Consider the following 18456-nt stretch of genomic DNA (forward strand, 5'->3'; position numbering starts at 1 on the left):
TTCAGGGGGAGGGCATTGGCGAGTCTGGCGTCAATTCCAGCACCCGATCCCTCCCGCCTTCGGCCAGCAGATACGTTCCATGGCCCGTCGGCACGATCGATTGCGGCGCCTTGAGAAATGACAGGATCGTCTGCTGGCGCCCCTGCTTGTCAATGAGCAACAGCCGCGCCCGATGGGTTGCGTCTTCATTGATCCACAACCCGCGCGCATCGCACATCAGGAACGTCGGCTGGTTGAGCTTGCTCAACACCACCGGGTCGCTGCCGTCGTCGGTCAGTTCACGCACCACGCCTTTTTGTTTCTCCGTATAGAGCATGCGCCCGTCCGTGCAGCGCACGATGGACTCGCCTTCCTGGAGCTGGTCGCGCAGCACGCTCAGGGACCGGTCGCTCCAGCGATAGCGCAGCAGCCGCCCTGCCGGCTTGCGGTCTTCGATGGCGTAAAGGTACTCACCGTCGTCCCACAGCCCTTGCACGCTTTCGCCTTTGAACAGTTCGGTGACGACGCCGTCCTTGAAAAAGCTGACGGGCAAATCAGTGGATTCCTGGCTGAACACCCAACCGCCACGGGTGGCGACCATACCGTCGGGTTTGGACAGGTTGCCCACCACCACCTCACGTGTGCCATCGGGGCGGATGCGCACGATGCTGCCCTTGGCCTTGTCGAGTTCCTGGCTGACCATCAACGAGCCGTCCGCCAGTGGCATCAGCGAGGCGGCTTTGGGCACGTCGCGGTGCAGCACCTGAACGCTCCAGCCGGTGGCCGCACTGACAGGGTAATAGCTTTGCCAGGCGAAGAAGCCAAGGGTGGCGACGCACAGCAGGGAGATTGCCCATAGCCCCGGTTTCAGTGCCCGATAGCGCGGACGGCTGTGTACTTTTCCAGCGGTGTTGTTCATTGATCACTCTTGTGGTCGGGGGCTGATTGCCATCGCCGTGTAATCCTGCCCGCCATAAAACACACCCAGGATCGACACCGTGTCGTTATCAGGAGCCACCCTGAACGCGATGACGGTGGTGTGTCGATAGTGGGTGATGCGCAGGCCGGCCAGCAGGTCGTCACGGCAGATGCCGCGCAACGGAAACAGCGCAAGACTTTCGCAGTAGCTGATGATGTTGTCGATAAAACGTGCTGCTGCACGTGAGGAGCCGGCATCGCTGATGTAGTCTTCAAGGGCGTCAAGTTGAACCAATGCTTCAGGCGAAAAGGCTACCGAGCGACTCACCGTGGCTCAGTGCCTTTTCGTTGACGTTTGGCCGCCATGTGCTCGCGAACCTGCTCGGGGGACAGTGCCCGGTCTGGCTCGGCCTCGAGCGCGGCTGCGGTTGAAATGACCTCGTCGCGCAGCCATTCATCCATCGCCCGGTCACGTGCCAGCAAGGCCCTCAGGCCGTCACGTATGACTTCGCTCTCAGTGGCATATTCACCCGCAGCGACCTTGGCTTTGACCAGTGCAGCCATTTCGATTGGCAAGGTAATGCTCATTTGCTGGGTTGAGCGCATTTCGAAGTCCGCCGACGATGAGTAGGATTCAATCCTACTCGACCATTGGCGTGATGCAAGAAGCAACTGATCGATGCTGATCTGCAGAGTCTCGTCGTCTATCCAGAAGTGGCTGGTTTCCATGGTGGGTGTCTCTCCAGTGGTGTTGTGAGGCCCGAAGTATTGACCCTAATTGGCGAGTGCGTGACGCCAGTCGGCAAATAAGCCACTGATATGTATGACTTCATATTTGTAGCAGGGGTATTACGCCAAACTGCTATCAGCACGCATGGCGCCTCAAACTCTCGCGTACGATAATGCCCTCTACCTCGACCACCCTGGCTGCTTCCCGTGATCATCAACTTCGACCTCAACGACCTCCAAGCCTTCCGCGCCGTGGTAGACAAGGGCAGTTTTCGCGGCGCCGCCGAGGCCATTCGTATCTCGCAGCCGGCCCTTAGCCGGCGTATCGAAAAGCTTGAGTCTGCCCTCGACGTGAAGCTGTTCGAGCGCACCACGCGGCGCGTCAGCCTGACCATGGTGGGCCGCGCGTTCCTGCCGCAGGTCGAGCGCATGCTCGATGACCTCGACGTCGCCCTGATGGGCATCAGCAACGTCGCGTCCACACGCATGGGCAACGTGACCATCGCCTGTGTGCCGTCCACCGCGTACTACTTCATGCCTCACGTGATCTCCGAATTCCACAAGCTGTATCCGAAAATTCGCCTGCGGGTACTGGATGCGAGTGCCGGTGAGGTGTGCAACGCGGTGGAAAGTGGCGAGGCGGATTTCGGCGTGAGCTTCAGTGGCAGCCTGGCCGATGAGGTGGAGTTCGAACTGCTGTTGCAGGAACGCTACGTGCTGGCGTGCCGGCGTGATCACCCGTTGGCCACGCGCGAGAGCGTGACCTGGGCGGAGGCCTATGAGCACGACTACATCACCGTGGACAAGACCTCTGGCAATCGCTTCCTGCTGGATCAGGCCTTGCGTGGCGTGCGGGTAAAAAAGCCGAGTATCTGCGAGACGCACCACGTGACCACGATGATCGGCTTGGTGGAGGCGGGGCTGGGTGTGGCGATGGTGCCGTCGATTGCCATGCCGGCCCTGGAACACCCGATTCTGGTGAGTGTGCCGTTGGTGGAGCCGCAGGTGATGCGCAATGTGGGCTTGATCAAACGCCGCGGGCGGACATTGCCGCCAGCGGCGCTGGAGTTGGAACGGTTGGTACGGGAGATGCCGTTCCGGTCAGCGTGACACCGAGTCCAGGCCGGTGGATTGCACCACCGGTTGCGCCTCGGGCGAGGCCAGGTACTGCAATAGCGCCTTGGCCTGCGCAGGGTGCTCGGCGTTCACCGGAATGCCTGCGGCAAAGCGGGTAACGGACTGCACGTCCTCCGGGATCTTGCCTACGTAAGTCACCCCCGGCACCGGTAACAATTCCGCCACCTGTTGCAGGCCTACTTCGTAGTCACCCTTGGCCACCTGTTCGGCCACCGGCAGGCGTTCGATCATGGTGCCCTTGGCCGGCATGCCGAGTTTCTTGAACAACTCTTTCTCGACATACACGCCGCTGGCGCTGTCCGAATACGCCACCGACTTGGCCTTGCTCAGTACCGCCTTCAGCTCGGCATCAGTACCGATTGCCGGCTTGGCTGCGCCGGCCTTTACCACCATGCCGATGCGTGAGTCCGCCAGCTCCACGCGGGAGGCGGGGTCGACCTTGCCCTGTTTGATCAAATCATCCAGGGCGTAGCCGACCATGATCACCACATCGGCATGCTCGCCACGGGCCAGACGGTTGGGAATCGCTTCCGGCGCCTTGCCCATCGAGGGGCCGAGGATGGTGTCGAGGCTGTCGCCGCTGTGCTGGGCATACTGCGGGCCCAGCAATTTATACGCGGCGGTGAAGCCACCGGAGGTCATCACCTTGAGCTGTTCGGCCTGGGCCGTCAGCGCCAGGGCGCCGAGGGCCAGCGCCGTCAGGGTCTTGAGCAGTGGCTTCATCACGCCGCCCCCTGCATCACCTGCCCACGACTGTTGGCGCGGCGATACAGCGCCAGTGTGGAGCACAGCGCGCACAGCGCGGCAAACATCATCCAATAGGCCGGCGAGGCCTTGTCTCCGGTGATGTGGATGAACCAAGTGGAAATCGCCGGGGTAAAACCACCGAAGATCGCGGTCGCCAGGCTGTAGGCCAGGGAGAAACCTGCAACGCGCACTTCCACCGGCATGATTTCAGTCAGCGCCGGGATCATCGCGCCGTTGTACATGCCATAGAGGAAGGAGAACCACAGCAGGGTTTCCAGCATATGGGCGAAGCTCGGTGCGTTTACCACGTAGGACAGCGCTGGATAAGCCGTGAGAACGGTCAGCACCGTCATGGCGATCAATACCGGCTTGCGGCCGAAGCGGTCACTCAAGGTGCCGCCGATCGGCAGCCAGACAAAGTTCGACACGGCCACCAGCAAGGTCACCAGCAGGGCGTCGGAGGTGCTCAGTTGCAGCACGGTCTTGCCGAAGGTCGGTGCGTACACGGTAATGAGGTAGAACGCGGTGGTGGTCATGGCCACCATCAGCATGCCGCCGATCACCACGGTCCAGTTTTTCACCAGGGTCGCCAGCACTTCGCGCATGGTCGGGCGGTGTTTGCGGTTGGCGAACTCTTCGGTTTCCTGCAGGTTGCGACGCAGGATGAAGATGAACGGGATGATCACGCAGCCGATGGCGAACGGAATGCGCCAGCCCCAGTCGGCAACCACTGCAGGTTCCATCCACACGTTCAGGCCATAGCCCAGCGCGGCGGCGACCACGATGGAGATCTGTTGGCTGCCCGACTGCCAGCTGGTGTAGAAGCCTTTGCGGCCCGGCGTGGCCATTTCAGACAGGTAAACCGACACACCGCCCAGTTCCGCACCGGCCGAGAAGCCTTGCAGCAAGCGGCCGAGCAGCACCAGCAACGGCGCCCACAGGCCAATGGTGTGATAACCCGGCACCAGTACGATCAGCAGGGTGCCGCTGGCCATGATCGACAGGGTCACGATCAACCCTTTGCGGCGACCCACATCGTCGATATAGGCACCCAGGATGATTGCGCCCAGCGGTCGCATCAGGAAGCCCGCACCGAACACGGCGAAGGTCATCATTAATGACGCAAACTCATTAGCGGCGGGGAAGAATGCGGCAGCGATATAGGTGGCGTAGAAACCGAACAGAAAGAAGTCGAACTGTTCGAGGAAGTTGCCCGAAGTAACGCGGAATACCGCACCAACTTTCGAACGGGCAGAGTCGGGCCGGGTAGGGCTAGTCATGGTTTTGTGTCTCCAGCGTTCTTTTTAAAGTGCTTGTTTCGCCTAAGACCTGGAATAGTGGCTGACACATTTAGAAATGATAAGTGACAAATTTGGATAGATTGATGTTCATTGGTTATCAATCGGCGTGCCGGTCAAAAATCCTGCCCTGTTCTATGCTTGAAAGGTGTGACCAATGCTGACGAACAGGAGGTGGCGATGGGCAACGAACAAAAGCGCGGCGATGAGCCGGAGCGTGAGCAGCCCCGGCAACGCGAAGAGGAAAAACCGCAGACCTGGAAACATCCGGACGATGGTACGGAGCTTTCCGAGCGGGATCAGGAGCGACCGCTCAAACCCTGATTAACCCCGGCATGACGATCAATCTGTGGAAGCGGGCAAACCAGCTTCCACAGGGTCACACCAGCAACGACGTCGGAAACCCCGACGCCAACACCAGAAACGCCACTACTGCCGCCAGGCACAAGCCGACAAACACCCGCAACAACGTGCGGGCGGTGGGGTGGGCGACAAAACGGATGACCCAGAGGCAGAACCCGGCCACGACGATGGCCAAGGCGAGAATGACCAGCACGATGGTGTTCCTGAGACCTTAAAGAGCTGATTTATAGTCCCAATGGCCGAAGATGAACAGTGCGCACATAGACGCAGCCCCCGGGGCTTTCTAAACTGCGGCTTGTCTTGGGGAAGGGGCAGGCGCCGATGAATCGCAATGAATTACGCAAGGCCGACATCAACCTGATGGTGGTCTTCGAAGCACTGATGCTGGAGCGCAACGTAACGCGGGTGGCAGAGAAGCTGTTTCTCGGCCAGCCGACCATCAGCTCGGCCCTCAACCGTTTGCGCACCTTGTTCAACGACCCGTTGTTTATTCGCGTCGGCCACCGCATGGAGCCCACCGCGCGGGCCGAAGAAATCATTCAGCACTTGTCGCCGGCCCTGGATTCGTTGTCGTCGGCCTTGAGCCTGACCCACGATTTCGACCCGTCCATCAGCACCATGACCTTTCGCATCGGCCTGTCCGATGACGTCGAATTCGGCCTGTTGCCGCCGTTGCTGCGCGCCCTGCGCCAGGAAGCGCCGCAGGTGGTATTTGTGGTGCAGCATGTCGACTACTGGCGGATTCCCGATCTGCTGGCGTCCGGCGATATCACCGTGGGCATCACCCAGACCCGTGGCCTGCCAGCGAATGCCAAACGCAAGCTGTTGCGCCATATCCGCCCGCGCCTGTTGCGCGCGGATGCGTCCGACACACCGCTGACCCTCGATGAATATTGCTCACGCCCCCATGTGCTGGTGTCCCACACCGCCAACGTGTCGGGGTTTGCCGATGAGTGGCTGGCCGAAATCGGCCGCAAGCGCCATGTGGTGTTGTCGGTGCCGCAATACAGCGCGTTGCCGGCCTTGCTTGCCGGCACCGACCTGATCGCCAGCCTGCCGGACTACACCGCCGAAGCCATGGCGGTCTCGGGCAATCTGTTCTGTGAGCCGTTTCCGTTCGAGACGCCGACCCTGGATTTGTCCATGGTCTGGCTCAGCCATGTAGACACCGACCCGGCCGAGCGCTGGGTGCGGTCGCGACTGGAAGCCTTCATGAGTGATCGAGGGCTTGGGACCAAGGCTTGAAGCTTTTTCCGTGATATATCTACGAACCTTCCTACGACTAACTCGGAGCCAACCATGCCGCACCTGCACCTGGAATACACCGCCAACCTGACCAACCTCGCCGTCGAGAAAACCCTGTTGCGGCTCAACAACGTGCTGATGGCGTCCGGGCAGTTCGGTTCCGAGTTCGATATCAAAAGCCGCGCGGTGAAAATCGAGACCTTTCAGGTCGGCACTTCCCTCAGCCCGCGCGGTTTTATCGCAGTGAAGCTGTCGCTGCTCAGTGGGCGCTCGCCGCAGGTCAAGCAGGAGTTGTCGCAGAGTCTGTTGGCGGCGTTGCAGGACACGAGCGACTGGCCGGCGGATGTGCAGGTTCAACTCAGTGTCCTGCTGGTTGACATGGATCGTGATTCCTACAGCAAAGTCGCCATTGGCTAGGGCTTACAGCAGGCCCTGATCCGCGCACACCTTCACCACCTGCTCACGAAACCAGGTATTGGCGCTGTCCTGTTCACTGGTTTCATTCCACTGCATATCCAGGGTGAACCCCGGTAACCCGTTCGGCGCCTCGCAATGGCCGAACACCGTGGCCGGCGCCAGCAGCTTTTGCACGCGACGTGGCAGGGTGACGATAAAGTCGGTGCCGGTGATCATTTTCAACGCCGCGCCATAGCTGTTGGCCCGTGCGATCACCTGGCGCTTGTGGGCCTGGCGCGCGAGCCAGCCGTCGATCATGTTGGTGTCGGAGGTCCACGGCGTGGGGAATACGTGGCGCCGTTCCACGAACGAATGCAGGCTGAATGCCGGCTCCCGGGGCGCCGAGCGTTTATCGAAGACACACACCAGGTCGTCTTCCAGCAGCATCTGGGTCTTGAAATCCTTGTGGGCGCGATGGAAATGCGGGCCGAAGCAGATCACCAGATCCAGGCGGCCTTCGCGCAAGTCATCGGCGGGGATATCGGTTTCCAGCTTCTGCACATTGACGATCACCGGCAGGTCGGCGCGGTCGAAATTCTTCAACAGGCGCGGCAGGATCAGTTGTTCGAAATATTCCGGTGCGCACACGTTGAACGTCACGGCCTTCTGAGTCGGGTCGAAGGCCTGGCCACCGGCGTGGCAGAGGTTGATGCTTTCGAGGATTTTCTGCACATGGCCGTACATGGTGGTGGCCTTGTACGTAGGACGCATACCCGCCCGTGTGTTGATAAACAGCTCATCCTCGAAACTGGTGCGCAATTTCTTCAGGCTGTAGCTCACGGTGGACTGGCTGACAAACAGCGTTTCTGACACCTCGGTAACGCTGCTCTGGTCGTAGACGGCGATAAACACCATCAAGTCTTGCATATCGAGTTTTCTGAGCAAGTTACTGTTTAACATCGGTTCCGTCCGTAAACCCTTGCACCGAACTCAGCACAAGACAGCGCAAAAGCTTAACGGAACGGACGTGCCACTAGAAAGCGCTGTAGGTCGTTTCTATGTTTGTTGTGGGACAAATACTGTTGGCAACACGACGTCAGCGGATATGCCGCGCGTAATGCTGTGGGTTGAAGCGCGTGACAATCAGCAGCATCACCACGACCACGGCGGTCAGTGACCACCAGGCCCATTCAAAGCTGCCGAGTTGGTCACGGATCATCCCGGCAATCAGTGGCGACAGGCCAGCAATCAAGTAGCCGATACCTTGCACAAAAGCCGTCAGGCCACCGGCGCGACGTGGGTTGTCCAGGTGGTCGAGGGACAGGATCAGGCTCATCGGGAACAGCCCGCCGATTCCCAGGCCCAGCAGGCACGGCCATAGCAGGCTCAGGTGCTGCGGCGCAAGAATCAGGCCGCAGAAGCCGAGGATGATCAGCACCAGCAGCACCGCGACCACGCCGCGTTTATCCTGGCGACGGTTGGCGATGGCCGGGGTGACCAGGCCGGACACCACTTCCATTGCGGTCAGAAAGCCCAGCAGCAAACCGGCGTTCTGCTCGCTCCAGCCTTGCTCCACGTAGTACGGCGCCAGCCACGCCAGTACACAGGTGTAGGACGCGGTGCCGAGGCCAAAAAAGATCGCCAGCAACCAGGCGCGGCGATTGCCGAAAAACGACTCCTGCGCGCCGGCCCCGGCGTGCGGCAACGGCGGCAACACTGCGCGCTGGGCACACCAGAACACCAGGGCCAGCAACGCCAGCGCGGCCCAGATCGCCAGGCCGGTGCGCCAGCTGCCGGTCTGCACCTGCACGAAGGGCGAGAACGACGCGGCCAACGCCGCACCGCCCATGATGGCGGTGACATACAAGCCCATGAACAGTGAAACGTTGTCGCTGAAACGCGATTTGATCAGCGCCGGCATCAATGCTTGAATCATCGCAATCCCCACGCCGGCCGCGATGGCACTGACGATCAGCTCCAGCGCCGAATCCAGGAACAAGCGCGACAGTGTGGCCACGCCGATCACCAGCAACGACAGCACGATGCTGCGATGCTCGCCAAACCGCTTGGCCAGGCCCATGCCGAAAAACATCGCCAATCCCATCGCCATCACCGGCAGCATGGTCAGCAAGGCGGCGCTGCTGAAACTCAACGGCACGTCGGCGCGAATCGATGACAGCAGCGGCCCCACGGCGGCCATCGACGAGCGCAGGTTAAGGGCGACCAGCACCACGCTGATCATCAGCCAGAGGGCGGTGGCGGGTTTTGCGTGAACGGTTTCCATGGGCAAGTCTTGAATGAACAAGGGCGAATCAGGCCACGTAGCGGGCAGAGCGGCAAATCAGAAACTCGCAGGCACTATTGAAAAAATGGGCAACTGATACACCTGAGATCAAAATGTGGGAGGGGGTGTTAGACCGACCTAATCACATGCTTGATCTCCTGAAACGCCGCCAACCCCCACGGCCCCAACTCACGGCCGATGCTGCTTTGCTTGTAACCGCCCCACGCCGTCTGCGGGAAGATCACCTGCGGGGCGTTGATCCACACCAACCCGGCCTGCAACGCGTTGGCCACGCGCTCGGCGGTTTCGGCATGGGCGCTGACCACGCTGGCCACCAGGCCGAAATCGCTGTCATTGGCCAAGGCGATGGCCTCGGCCTCAGTGGCAAAACGTCTTACGCACAACACCGGGCCAAAGATTTCTTCGTTCCACAACGCGCTGTCCAACGGCACATCGGCGAACACCGTAGGGCGAATGAAATAACCCTTCGCCAGCTCGGCCGGGCGCTCCCCGCCACACAGCAACCGCGCGCCATCCTGTACGCCACGCTGGATATGCCCCAGCACCCGCTGATACTGCGCACGGTTGATCAGCGCGCCCATTTCCACGTCGTCGGCAAACGGGTCGGCTACGCGAATCCCTTCAGCCCGCGCCTGCAAACGCTGCAGGAATTCATCCACCAGGCTGTCAGCCACCAGCACGCGGCTGGTGGCGGAACAGATTTGCCCGGCGTTGAAAAAACCTCCGCCACACGCCAGCTCTACCGCCAGGTCAAGGTCGGCATCCGCCAGCACCAGCAGCGAAGATTTACCCCCCAGTTCCAGGCTCACGCCCTTGATGGTTTCGGCGGCGCGTTGCATCACCTGCACCCCCACGGCGTTGCTGCCGGTGAAGGAAATCTTCGCCACGCGGCGGTCGGCGGCCAGCGGTGCACCCACGGCCAAGCCGGTGCCGCAGACCAGATTGAACACCCCGGCCGGGAAGCCGGCATCGCCAATAATCTGTGCCAATTGCAGCTCTGCCAATGGCGTGACTTCCGACGGTTTGAGTACCACGCAGCAACCGGCGGCGAGGGCCGGGGCGAGTTTCCACGCGGTGGTCACCATCGGGAAATTCCACGGCACGATCAACCCCACCACGCCGCACGGCTCGCGGCGCAGGCGCGCGCTGAAGTCTTCGCTGGGCAGGGCCACCGGGCTGTCCTGGCCGGCGTCCATGCCTTCGGCGATCGCGGCGTAGTACTCGAAGGTGGCGATCACGTCGTCCACATCGATGCCCGCTTCGAACAACGGCTTGCCGTTGTTGCTCGACTGCACGTGCATCAACTGTTCGCGCTGTTCGCTGACACCCTGGGCGACCTTGCGCAACAGCGCGCCACGATCACGGCCAGTGCTTTTCGACCAGTCGGCAAAGGCCGCGCTGGCGGCGTCGACCGCTTGGGTCACCGCGCCCGCATCGCCGACGCTGACCTGGGCCAACGCTTGCTCGGTGGCCGGGTTGATCACCTCGAGCACCTCAACACCTGCACGCCATGCGCCGTTGATATACACACCGTTCAACACCGCGTTCATTCCGCCACCTCGTTCATCCAAAGCCCTTGGTCAATTTCAATCAGCGTCGGCCCCTGGCGATCAGCGGCGTTGCGCAAGGCAGTGCGCAACGATTCGATTCCCTGGATGCGTTCAGCCGCGCAGCCCAGGGCCTTGGCCACACCGATAAAGTCCGGCGTGTAGATGTCCACACCCACCGGCTCGATGGCGCGGTTGAGCATGTACTTCTTGATCTCTTCATAACCCTGGTTATTCCACAGCAGCACGATCACCGGCGTGCGCGCTTCCACCGCGCTGGCCAGTTCCGGCAGGCTGAATTGCAGCCCGCCGTCGCCGATCAGGCACACCACCGGTTGCCCATCGCCACGCCCCAGCCAGGCGCCGATGGCCGCAGGCAACGCGTAGCCCAGGGTGCCGTAGCCGGTGGACGAGTTGAACCAGCGGCGCGGGTGGTCGGGGTTCAGGGTCAGGTTGCCGCTGTACACCGGTTGGGTCGAATCGCCCACCAGCACCGCGCCGGGCAGTTCTTTCAGGATGGTGTTGAGGAACAGGGTTTGTGCGCGGGTGGCGGCGTCCCAGGTGGGCGTCAATTCAGCCCACAAACGGGCGACACGCGGCGCGCCCCAGTGTGGCTCGCGGGTAGCCAAAGGCTGGCTGCTCAGCTCGGCCAGCAAGGCCTCGGCGGCGATCTGCGCGTCGGCCACCAGCGCGACCTGCGGCGGGTAGTTGCGCACGCTCTGGTCGGGGTCGATATCGATGCGCAGCAATGCGCCGGGGATTTCAAAGCCGCCGGCGAAGGTCACGTCGTAGTCGGTTTCCGCCAGCTCGGTGCCAATCGCCAGCACCACGTCGGCTTCGGCCACCAGCGCGCGCGTGGCCACCAGGGTTTGGGTCGAGCCGATCAGCAGCGGGTGGTCGCCAGGCAGCATGCCCTTGGCGTTGATGGTCAGGGCCACCGGTGCGCCAAGGGCTTCGGCCAAGCGGGTCAATGCAGGGGCGGCATCAATGGCGCCGCCACCGGCGAGGATCAGCGGGCGTTTGGCGGCTGCCAGCAACTGGCTCATCTGCTTCACCGCCGCCGGTGCCGCACCGGCACGCGCCACGCTGACTGGCTCGCTGCCGAGCAGCGCGTCGGCGTTTTCCACCAGCACATCCAGCGGAATCTCGATATGCACCGGGCGCGGCCGGCCCGCCTGGAACAGCGCAAACGCGCGCGCCAGCACGCCCGGCAACTCCGCCGCCGACATCAAGGTATGCGAGAACGCCGCCACGCCGGCAATCATCGCGCTCTGGTTCGGCAGCTCATGCAGCTTGCCGCGCCCGCCGCCCAACTGGCTGCGCGATTGCACGCTGGAAATCACCAGCATCGGGATCGAGTCGGCGTAGGCCTGGCCCATGGCGGTGGTGATATTGGTCATACCGGGGCCGGTGATGATGAAGCACACACCCGGCTTGCCGCTGGTGCGCGCGTAACCGTCGGCCATAAAGCCGGCGCCCTGTTCGTGGCGCGGGGTGACGTGGCGGATGCTGGACCGGGCCAGGCCGCGATACAGCTCCACGGTGTGCACGCCGGGGATGCCGAACACCTGGTCCACGCCGTAGCGTTCCAGGAGGTGGACCAATACTTCGCCGCAGGTCGCCATGCATGTCGCTCTTGTTATGGATTCGAGGCGCTATTGGAGCGGCTGGCCGGTAGCGGCAACAATCGATAAAAAGTCATACTAGCCATGTCCTCACGTCATGGCTCAGCCCCTATGAAACGCCTCCCGCCGCTGCCAGCGCTGCACACATTTTGGGTCACGGCCCAGTGCTGCAACTTCACCCGTGCCGCCGAGCAGCTGCATATCACCCAGGGGGCGGTGAGCCGCCAGATCGCCGGGTTGGAAAGCCACTTGGGCTATGCGTTGTTCCAGCGCCAGGCGCGGGGCTTGAGCCTGACCGAGGAAGGCCGCGAATGGTCGCTGCGCGCACAGCAGGTGTTCGGCCTGATCGGTGAGGCGGTGGAGCAGATCGGCGGCCGCCGCGAAACCCTGCAACTCAAGGCCTCTACCTGTGTGATGCGCTGGCTGCTGCCGCGCCTGATGCAGTGGCAACGCGAGCGGCCGGACGTGCCGGTGGAGCTCACCACCACCGTGGCCTACACCATGGATTTTCGCCGCGAGGCGTTCGACGCAGCGGTGATCTATGCGCCTATCGCCGAGCAATCGGCCGAGGCTCGGCATTTGTTTGATGAACAACTCACGCCGGTCTGCGCGCCGGGTTTGCTCGGGGTTTTGCGCACGCCTGCGGATTTGCAACAACAAGTGTTGCTGCACCCCACACGGGATGAACGCGATTGGGCGTTGTGGCTGAAGGCGGCGAATGCACGGCTGAGCAATATGGCCCAGGGGCATCATTTTGAAACCCTGGATTTGGCGATGACCGTGGCGTCGCAAGGTTCGGGGGTGGCGATTGGCGACAGTGCGTTGATCGGCGAGGATTTGAAGGCGGGACGGTTGGCGATGCCGTTTGAGCTGCGAGTGCCGACGGGGATGGGCTATTACCTGGTGTATCCGCCGGGGACCGAGCCGTCGGCGGGGCTGGTGGCGCTGATGGATTGGCTGGTTAGCCAGGCACAGTAGCCCTGACACTGAAGATCCAAATGTGGGAGGGGGCTTGCTCCCGATAGCGGTGGGTCAGTTGGAACAACTTTGACTGACACACCCTCATCGGGGGCAAGCCCCCTCCCACATTTTTGACCGCGTTGGATCAGTAGCCGACGGTGAAGCGTTGGCGCGAGTGTTTCGGCGACTCAACCTCATCGATCAGGGCAATCGCATAGTCGGAAAAGCTGATCCAGCTGCGGCCTTCACTGCTTACCAGTAAGTCATCCTGGCCCAGGCGGAATGTGCCGGTGCGCTCGGTTTCAACAAACTCCGCCGATGGCGACAGGAAGGTCCAATCCAAATCCTTCTCCTGACGCAGCACGTCAAGGAACGCCGCGCCCGCAGTGGCTTCGGCCTTGTATTCGGCCGGGAAACCTTCGCTGTCGATCACCCGGCCGCCGCCCGGCAACAGCAGCGAACCCGCACCGCCGACCACCAGCAGGCGTTTCACACCGGCTTGTTTCACCGGGCCGATCACGGCAGCGGCGGGCAGGGTGGCAAAGTGCGCCGCACTGATCACCACATCACTGCCACTGACCGCTTGCTGCAGAGCAGTGGCGTCCAGTGCGTCGACTTGTTTCACGGTAACGCCAGGACGCGCCACCAGTTTGTCGGTATTACGCGCGATGGCCACAACGCTATGCCCACGACGCAATGCTTCTTCCAGCAGTTGGCTACCGGCACGGCCAGTAGCGCCAATGATTGCAATCTTGCTCATGCTGTTCTCCAGTAAGTCAGGGGTTTAAAACCATTCACCACTTCATTTCGCCCTTGGCGACTTTGGCGCTGAGTTCCAGCGAGCTTTCGTCGGCGAGGGTGGGGTAACGCTTTTTCATCGCCGCGATCAGCTCGGCGGCGTCCTTGGCTTTGTCGGCTTCATCGTCGAAGGCCTGGATGTACCCGGCGGTAAATTCCACGGCTTCAAGGGTCGGCGTGCCCAGGTAGTGGCCGGGCACCACGGTACGTGGGTTCAGCTGTTCGATGCGCTGTAGGGTAGCGAGCCAGTCTTTGTGGGATTTGGCACTCTGGGTGTCGGCCATCCACACGTGAATGTTTTGCGCGACCACCACGCCACCGACCACGGCCTTGATCGACGGGATCCACACAAAGCTGCGGTCCGGCTGCGGGCCGTCCAGGCCGATCACCTGCAGTTGCTGGCCTTCCAGGCTCAGGCTGGCGCCTTGCAGCACCTGCGGCACGATGGTTTTGGCGGGTTTGTCGGCGCCCATTTTCGGGCCCCAGAACTCAAGCTTGGCGGCCACGGTGGCGTTGATATGGTCGACCACCGGTTTCGGCGCCAGCACTTTGGCGTCGGGGAAGGCAGCGGTCAGGGTGTCGAGGCCGAAGTAGTAGTCCGGGTCGCCATGGCTGATGTAGATGGTGGTCAGGTGCTTGCCGCTGGCGCGGATCTTCTGCACCAACTGCTCGGCCTGGCCCTTGCCGAATTGCGCGTCGACCAGGATCGCGTCCCTGGTGCCGCTGACCAGTACCGAGCTGACCGGGAAGATGGCCGCTGTGCCTGGGTTGTACACGTCGAGGGTCAGCTCGGCCGCTGAGGCATGGGCGGCGAACGCCAGGGCGGCGGTGGCCAGGGTCAGGCGCTTGAGGGTCGAGAGCATCGGGCAGTTCCAGCAGTGGTTGAAGGTGAACAGAGCTTAGTTGCACCAAACGAGACTAAAAATGCGATGCTGGAACATAGTTTGTTTCTAAAAGCGTGCAAATCATGGATCGTCTTCAAGCAATGCGTGTGTTTGTGACGGTGGTGGACCTTGGCAGCCAGTCTGCCGCCGCCGACCATCTGGACCTGTCGCGCCCGGTGGTGTCGCGCTACCTGGCCGAGCTGGAAGACTGGGTGGGCGCGCGTTTGCTGCACCGCACCACGCGCAAGCTCAGCCTGACGGCGGCGGGCAGCGAAACCCTGCCGCGTTGCCGGCAACTGTTGGAGCTGTGCGGCGACATGCAGGCCGCCGTCCGCGAGCCCGATGACGCGCCGCGCGGCCTGCTGCGCCTGAGTGTCAGCACCTCGTTCGGCCAGGCGCAATTGGCCGAGGCCATCGCCGAATACGTGAAGCGCTACCCACTGGTCACGGTCGACCTGCAAATGCTCGACCGCACGGTCAACCTGGTGGATGAACGCATTGATCTGGCCATCCGCACCAGCAATGACCTGGACCCCAACCTGATCGCGCGGCGCCTCACCGTCTGTCGCTCCGTGGTGTGTGCCACGCCGGCGTATCTGCTGGCGCATCCGGCGCCGCAGAAGGTCGAAGACCTGGCTCGGCACAACTGCCTGACCCATTCTTACTTCGGCAAAAGCCTGTGGCATTTCGAAGAGCAGGGCGATCACGTGTCCGTGCCGGTGCACGGCAATATCACTGCCAACGAGGCCAGCACCCTGCTGCGGGTCACGTTGGCCGGGGCCGGGGTGGCGATGCTGCCCAGTTACCAGGCCGGCGATTACATCCGCAGTGGCGAACTCGTGCGCCTGCTGCCCGCTGCCGAGCCCCGGCAGATGAACATCTACGCGGTCTACGCCTCGCGCAAGCATATGCCGTCGGCGTTGCGCAGCCTGTTGGATTTTTTGGTGTTGAGGTTTCCGGAAGAACCGGTGTGGGATGTCGGCCTGTAAGCCTGCATCAACCGGTTGAATGTCACCCGATAATTGCAACTTGCTCTGGCTGGCCTATGCTTTAAACAGCACCGTGTAGATCCGCTCAGAGGTCTTTGCCATGGGCATCAAAACCAGAAAATACCTGATGATTTTTACCCTTTGCGCCTTGGCGAGTGCGCTGTATGGCACGGCCGCCTTCCGCGTGGAGCAAACCCGCATGCAGCCGACCTTTGCGATCAGCTGCCATCAGGACCAATGCGTTCCCCATACTGGCAGTTTCAGCGCGCTCAGGTAGGCTGCTCGGCCTTCAACTGTTCGCGAAATGCCTTGGGCGAGAACCCGACCCGTCGGCGAAACAGCCGCGAGAAGTTGGTCGGGTCGGAAAACCCCAATACCTCCGACATTTCATTGATGGTCATGCTGGTGTAGGTCAGCAGGCGCTTGGCCTCCAGCAATTGGCGGTCATGCATGATCTGCAACGCCGGCTGCCCACCCAACTCCCGACATGTGCCGTTGAGGTGTGAGACCGAGATGCCCAGCTTGTGGGCCAGGTCCTCAATCTTCGGGTGTTCACGGTAATGCTGCTCGACCAACTGGGTGAAGCGCCGGAAGTACTCGCGGCCCCTCGGTGCCCGGGGGTGGCGACGCTGGATCGCCTGGCGGCTGATCCACACCAGCAATACGCTGACCAGCGCGTGCATCATCATGTCGCGGGCCGGTTGCTCATCGGCGTATTCGTCTTGCAGGCGGGCGAACAGGCTGTTGAGGTAGTCGCGGTCCTTGCCCGCCGGGTAGCTGCCAAGCGCTTGCAGCCCGTCCACCGTCGCACCCAGTTGGGTTTGCAGATGGCTGACCAGCGGTGCCGCCAACGTCACCACATAACCTTCGACATCTTCCGGGAAACGAAACCCGTGCACGCACAGCGGCGGCAGTACCTGCAGGGTTGCTTCGCTGAGTGTGGTGCGCTGGCCTTCGATTTCCAGCTGCGCCTGGCCTTTGTGCACGTACAGCAACTGACACAGATCCGCGTGCCGGTGGGGCTGGATTTCCCACTGGTATTCCCGACTGCGCCGGGAAATGGTTTCACAGTGCAACAAATCGGGTGTCGGCCATTGCTGGCTTTCCCCGTACAGCTTGAAGACCGGAATCGCGTTTTTGGTCATGGTTTCAATCCGATACTCAGGAGAGTGGTGCGGTAATCGCCCGCATTGGCAAAAAGCGCAGGCTTTGGCGCAGTTTTCACCTTCTTATGCCGCGCACTCAAGTGAAAAATGTCAGCAATAAGATCAATGACAACTCTTTCACTCGATCCGTTCGAGTGGAATTTGCGGGCCATAAAAATAATGAAAACGCTGAAAACCCAAGTCGCCATTATCGGCGCCGGTCCCTCGGGATTGCTGCTCGGCCAGTTACTGCACAACGCCGGTATCCAGACCCTGATCCTTGAGCGCCAGAGCGCCGATTACGTGCAAGGCCGCATCCGTGCCGGGGTGCTGGAGCAAGGCATGGTCGACCTGCTGCGCCAGGCTGGCGTGAGCCAGCGCATGGATGCCGAGGGGCTGGTGCATGACGGCTTCGAACTGGCGCTCAATGGCCAGCTCACCCATATCGACCTCAAGGCGTTGACCGGCGGCCAGTCGGTGATGATCTACGGCCAGACCGAAGTCACCCGCGACCTGATGGCCGCCCGCGCCGCTGCCGGCGCCACCACCCTGTACGAAGCACGTGATGTGCAACCCCACGACCTGAAAAGTGACCGACCCTGGCTGACCTTTGAGCACGAGGGCGAGGCGTTTCGCCTGGACTGCGACTACATCGCCGGCTGCGACGGTTTCCACGGTATTGCCCGCCAGTCGATCCCGGCTGAATCGCTGAAGGTCTTCGAGCGCGTGTACCCGTTTGGCTGGCTGGGGATTCTGGCCGATACGCCGCCCATTCACCCCGAGCTGGTGTACGCCAAGCACGCGCGAGGGTTTGCCCTGTGCAGCATGCGGTCGCCGACCCGTAGCCGTTATTACCTGCAGGTGCCGGTCGACGAGCCGCTGGAGGAGTGGCCCGACGCACGCTTCTGGGATGAGCTGAAAACCCGCCTGCCGAGTGAATTGGCCGCGCAGTTGGTGACCGGCCCGTCGATCGAAAAAAGCATCGCGCCGCTGCGCAGTTTTGTGGTGGAGCCGATGCAGTACGGGCGCCTGTTCCTGCTCGGCGACGCCGCGCACATCGTGCCGCCCACCGGCGCCAAGGGCCTGAACCTGGCGGCCAGTGATGTGAGCACGCTGTTTCGGATTTTGCTCAAGGTGTATGGCGAGGGGCGGGTGGACTTGCTGGAGCGGTATTCCGCCATCTGCCTGCGGCGGGTGTGGAAAGCCGAGCGGTTCTCATGGTGGATGACCTCGATGTTGCACCAATTCCCGCAAGATGACGGTTTCAGCCAGCGCATCGCCCAGAGTGAACTGGAGTACTTCTTAGGCTCCGAAGCCGGGCGCAAGACCATCGCGGAAAATTACGTCGGGCTTGCTTACGAAGCTATTGAATAGCCTGCTATCGTATCGAG

The 18456-nt window shown here is 61.9% G+C and carries 21 protein-coding genes; 8 read left to right on the forward strand and 13 right to left on the reverse strand.

What is annotated here, in order from left to right; translation table 11 throughout:
• Position 1: 1 nt before the first annotated feature.
• The 3 genes from AC0IYH_RS21420 to AC0IYH_RS21430 are packed head-to-tail and all read right to left on the reverse strand — an operon-like array spanning position 2 to position 1626.
• Entirely contained in the window at positions 2-898 is an 897-nt protein-coding gene (locus AC0IYH_RS21420) for an SMP-30/gluconolactonase/LRE family protein (protein WP_471836069.1), read from the reverse strand.
• Between the two features lie 3 nt (positions 899-901).
• A complete protein-coding gene (locus AC0IYH_RS21425) occupies positions 902-1225 on the reverse strand; it encodes a type II toxin-antitoxin system RelE/ParE family toxin (protein ID WP_116628215.1) in 324 nt (107 codons plus the stop codon).
• Positions 1222-1626 carry a type II toxin-antitoxin system ParD family antitoxin gene (locus tag AC0IYH_RS21430; protein WP_122772915.1) on the reverse strand — a complete coding sequence of 135 codons (405 nt, stop codon included), beginning with the start codon at positions 1624-1626 and terminating at the stop codon, positions 1222-1224. The genes AC0IYH_RS21425 and AC0IYH_RS21430 overlap by 4 nt, the downstream gene beginning before the upstream one ends.
• A gap of 207 nt (positions 1627-1833) precedes the next feature.
• Here AC0IYH_RS21430 and AC0IYH_RS21435 point away from each other — a divergent pair, with 207 nt between their 5' ends.
• The gene (locus tag AC0IYH_RS21435) at positions 1834-2736 is read left to right on the forward strand and encodes a LysR family transcriptional regulator (protein ID WP_116628213.1); all 903 of its coding nucleotides are present in this window, start codon (positions 1834-1836) and stop codon (positions 2734-2736) included.
• Here the strand turns inward: AC0IYH_RS21435 and AC0IYH_RS21440 are convergent.
• Together AC0IYH_RS21440 and tcuC are read right to left on the reverse strand one after the other, a co-directional pair.
• Positions 2728-3486 (reverse strand): substrate-binding domain-containing protein, encoded by a 759-nt coding sequence (locus AC0IYH_RS21440; protein WP_471836072.1) that lies wholly within the window; start codon positions 3484-3486, stop codon positions 2728-2730. The genes AC0IYH_RS21435 and AC0IYH_RS21440 overlap by 9 nt on opposite strands.
• On the reverse strand, positions 3486-4790 hold the full coding sequence (tcuC, locus tag AC0IYH_RS21445) for an MFS transporter (protein WP_122772917.1): 1305 nt from the start codon (positions 4788-4790) through the stop codon (positions 3486-3488). Before tcuC ends, AC0IYH_RS21440 begins: the two co-directional genes overlap by 1 nt.
• Positions 4791-4988: 198 nt before the next feature.
• Between tcuC and AC0IYH_RS21450 the strand changes: the two genes are divergently transcribed.
• The gene (locus tag AC0IYH_RS21450; protein ID WP_165842692.1) at positions 4989-5132 is read left to right on the forward strand and encodes a hypothetical protein; all 144 of its coding nucleotides are present in this window, start codon (positions 4989-4991) and stop codon (positions 5130-5132) included.
• 55 nt (positions 5133-5187) lie between these two features.
• Here AC0IYH_RS21450 and AC0IYH_RS21455 read toward each other — a convergent pair whose 3' ends face one another.
• Complete coding sequence (locus AC0IYH_RS21455) at positions 5188-5364, reverse strand: hypothetical protein (RefSeq protein ID WP_163821370.1); 177 nt, start codon at positions 5362-5364, stop codon at positions 5188-5190.
• 128 nt (positions 5365-5492) lie between these two features.
• Between AC0IYH_RS21455 and AC0IYH_RS21460 the strand changes: the two genes are divergently transcribed.
• Both AC0IYH_RS21460 and AC0IYH_RS21465 read left to right on the forward strand, forming a co-directional pair.
• Positions 5493-6416, forward strand: coding sequence for a LysR substrate-binding domain-containing protein (locus AC0IYH_RS21460; protein WP_099587477.1), 924 nt, complete (start codon positions 5493-5495; stop codon positions 6414-6416).
• 54 nt (positions 6417-6470) lie between these two features.
• A complete protein-coding gene (locus AC0IYH_RS21465) occupies positions 6471-6833 on the forward strand; it encodes a 5-carboxymethyl-2-hydroxymuconate Delta-isomerase (RefSeq protein ID WP_116628210.1) in 363 nt (120 codons plus the stop codon).
• A 3-nt stretch (positions 6834-6836) separates the two neighbouring features.
• On the opposite strand, the gene AC0IYH_RS21470 is transcribed toward AC0IYH_RS21465, so the two are convergent.
• The 4 genes from AC0IYH_RS21470 to AC0IYH_RS21485 all read right to left on the reverse strand — a co-directional run bounded on the left by AC0IYH_RS21470 (position 6837) and on the right by AC0IYH_RS21485 (position 12289).
• Positions 6837-7772 carry a LysR family transcriptional regulator gene (locus tag AC0IYH_RS21470; protein ID WP_471836073.1) on the reverse strand — a complete coding sequence of 312 codons (936 nt, stop codon included), beginning with the start codon at positions 7770-7772 and terminating at the stop codon, positions 6837-6839.
• Between the two features lie 136 nt (positions 7773-7908).
• Positions 7909-9096, reverse strand: a complete 1188-nt coding sequence (locus AC0IYH_RS21475) for a cyanate transporter (protein ID WP_471836075.1) — start codon at positions 9094-9096, stop codon at positions 7909-7911.
• Between the two features lie 128 nt (positions 9097-9224).
• Positions 9225-10667 carry an aldehyde dehydrogenase family protein gene (locus AC0IYH_RS21480; protein WP_471836077.1) on the reverse strand — a complete coding sequence of 481 codons (1443 nt, stop codon included), beginning with the start codon at positions 10665-10667 and terminating at the stop codon, positions 9225-9227.
• The gene (locus tag AC0IYH_RS21485) at positions 10664-12289 is read right to left on the reverse strand and encodes a 5-guanidino-2-oxopentanoate decarboxylase (protein ID WP_471836078.1); all 1626 of its coding nucleotides are present in this window, start codon (positions 12287-12289) and stop codon (positions 10664-10666) included. Before AC0IYH_RS21485 ends, AC0IYH_RS21480 begins: the two co-directional genes overlap by 4 nt.
• Positions 12290-12400: 111 nt before the next feature.
• On the opposite strand from AC0IYH_RS21485, the gene AC0IYH_RS21490 reads away from it, so the two are divergent.
• Complete coding sequence (locus tag AC0IYH_RS21490) at positions 12401-13267, forward strand: LysR substrate-binding domain-containing protein (RefSeq protein ID WP_471836080.1); 867 nt, start codon at positions 12401-12403, stop codon at positions 13265-13267.
• A 127-nt stretch (positions 13268-13394) separates the two neighbouring features.
• Here the strand turns inward: AC0IYH_RS21490 and AC0IYH_RS21495 are convergent, their stop codons facing one another.
• Both AC0IYH_RS21495 and AC0IYH_RS21500 read right to left on the reverse strand, forming a co-directional pair.
• Positions 13395-14009 carry an NAD(P)-dependent oxidoreductase gene (locus tag AC0IYH_RS21495; protein WP_122772922.1) on the reverse strand — a complete coding sequence of 205 codons (615 nt, stop codon included), beginning with the start codon at positions 14007-14009 and terminating at the stop codon, positions 13395-13397.
• A gap of 34 nt (positions 14010-14043) precedes the next feature.
• Positions 14044-14910 carry an MBL fold metallo-hydrolase gene (locus tag AC0IYH_RS21500; RefSeq protein WP_471836082.1) on the reverse strand — a complete coding sequence of 289 codons (867 nt, stop codon included), beginning with the start codon at positions 14908-14910 and terminating at the stop codon, positions 14044-14046.
• A gap of 104 nt (positions 14911-15014) precedes the next feature.
• Between AC0IYH_RS21500 and AC0IYH_RS21505 the strand changes: the two genes are divergently transcribed.
• Together AC0IYH_RS21505 and AC0IYH_RS21510 are read left to right on the forward strand one after the other, a co-directional pair.
• On the forward strand, positions 15015-15920 hold the full coding sequence (locus AC0IYH_RS21505; RefSeq protein ID WP_471836084.1) for a LysR family transcriptional regulator: 906 nt from the start codon (positions 15015-15017) through the stop codon (positions 15918-15920).
• Positions 15921-16020: 100 nt separating this feature from the next.
• On the forward strand, positions 16021-16197 hold the full coding sequence (locus AC0IYH_RS21510) for a hypothetical protein (RefSeq protein WP_471836086.1): 177 nt from the start codon (positions 16021-16023) through the stop codon (positions 16195-16197).
• Here the strand turns inward: AC0IYH_RS21510 and AC0IYH_RS21515 are convergent.
• A complete protein-coding gene (locus AC0IYH_RS21515; protein ID WP_471836088.1) occupies positions 16190-17065 on the reverse strand; it encodes a helix-turn-helix domain-containing protein in 876 nt (291 codons plus the stop codon). The genes AC0IYH_RS21510 and AC0IYH_RS21515 overlap by 8 nt on opposite strands.
• Before the next feature lie 189 nt (positions 17066-17254).
• Here AC0IYH_RS21515 and pobA point away from each other — a divergent pair, with 189 nt between their 5' ends.
• The gene (pobA, locus tag AC0IYH_RS21520) at positions 17255-18439 is read left to right on the forward strand and encodes a 4-hydroxybenzoate 3-monooxygenase (protein ID WP_471836107.1); all 1185 of its coding nucleotides are present in this window, start codon (positions 17255-17257) and stop codon (positions 18437-18439) included.
• Positions 18440-18456: the final 17 nt, after the last annotated feature.

It is taken from the genome of Pseudomonas sp. AC463, from assembly GCF_979253585.1.

Excerpts from the sequence above, each read along its gene's own strand:
- AC0IYH_RS21440 (WP_471836072.1), bottom strand. The coding sequence starts at position 3,486 with ATGAAGCCACTGCTCAAGACCCTGACGGCGCTGGCCCTCGGCGCCCTG.
- AC0IYH_RS21480 (WP_471836077.1), bottom strand. The coding sequence starts at position 10,667 with ATGAACGCGGTGTTGAACGGTGTGTATATCAACGGCGCATGGCGTGCA.
- AC0IYH_RS21460 (WP_099587477.1), top strand. The coding sequence starts at position 5,493 with ATGAATCGCAATGAATTACGCAAGGCCGACATCAACCTGATGGTGGTC.
- AC0IYH_RS21490 (WP_471836080.1), top strand. The coding sequence starts at position 12,401 with ATGAAACGCCTCCCGCCGCTGCCAGCGCTGCACACATTTTGGGTCACG.
- AC0IYH_RS21470 (WP_471836073.1), bottom strand. The coding sequence starts at position 7,772 with ATGTTAAACAGTAACTTGCTCAGAAAACTCGATATGCAAGACTTGATG.
- AC0IYH_RS21420 (WP_471836069.1), bottom strand. The coding sequence starts at position 898 with ATGAACAACACCGCTGGAAAAGTACACAGCCGTCCGCGCTATCGGGCA.
- AC0IYH_RS21515 (WP_471836088.1), bottom strand. The coding sequence starts at position 17,065 with ATGACCAAAAACGCGATTCCGGTCTTCAAGCTGTACGGGGAAAGCCAG.
- AC0IYH_RS21505 (WP_471836084.1), top strand. The coding sequence starts at position 15,015 with ATGGATCGTCTTCAAGCAATGCGTGTGTTTGTGACGGTGGTGGACCTT.
- AC0IYH_RS21475 (WP_471836075.1), bottom strand. The coding sequence starts at position 9,096 with ATGGAAACCGTTCACGCAAAACCCGCCACCGCCCTCTGGCTGATGATC.
- AC0IYH_RS21485 (WP_471836078.1), bottom strand. The coding sequence starts at position 12,289 with ATGGCGACCTGCGGCGAAGTATTGGTCCACCTCCTGGAACGCTACGGC.
- tcuC (WP_122772917.1), bottom strand. The coding sequence starts at position 4,790 with ATGACTAGCCCTACCCGGCCCGACTCTGCCCGTTCGAAAGTTGGTGCG.
- AC0IYH_RS21495 (WP_122772922.1), bottom strand. The coding sequence starts at position 14,009 with ATGAGCAAGATTGCAATCATTGGCGCTACTGGCCGTGCCGGTAGCCAA.
- AC0IYH_RS21430 (WP_122772915.1), bottom strand. The coding sequence starts at position 1,626 with ATGGAAACCAGCCACTTCTGGATAGACGACGAGACTCTGCAGATCAGC.
- AC0IYH_RS21465 (WP_116628210.1), top strand. The coding sequence starts at position 6,471 with ATGCCGCACCTGCACCTGGAATACACCGCCAACCTGACCAACCTCGCC.
- AC0IYH_RS21510 (WP_471836086.1), top strand. The coding sequence starts at position 16,021 with ATGGGCATCAAAACCAGAAAATACCTGATGATTTTTACCCTTTGCGCC.
- AC0IYH_RS21500 (WP_471836082.1), bottom strand. The coding sequence starts at position 14,910 with ATGCTCTCGACCCTCAAGCGCCTGACCCTGGCCACCGCCGCCCTGGCG.
- AC0IYH_RS21450 (WP_165842692.1), top strand. The coding sequence starts at position 4,989 with ATGGGCAACGAACAAAAGCGCGGCGATGAGCCGGAGCGTGAGCAGCCC.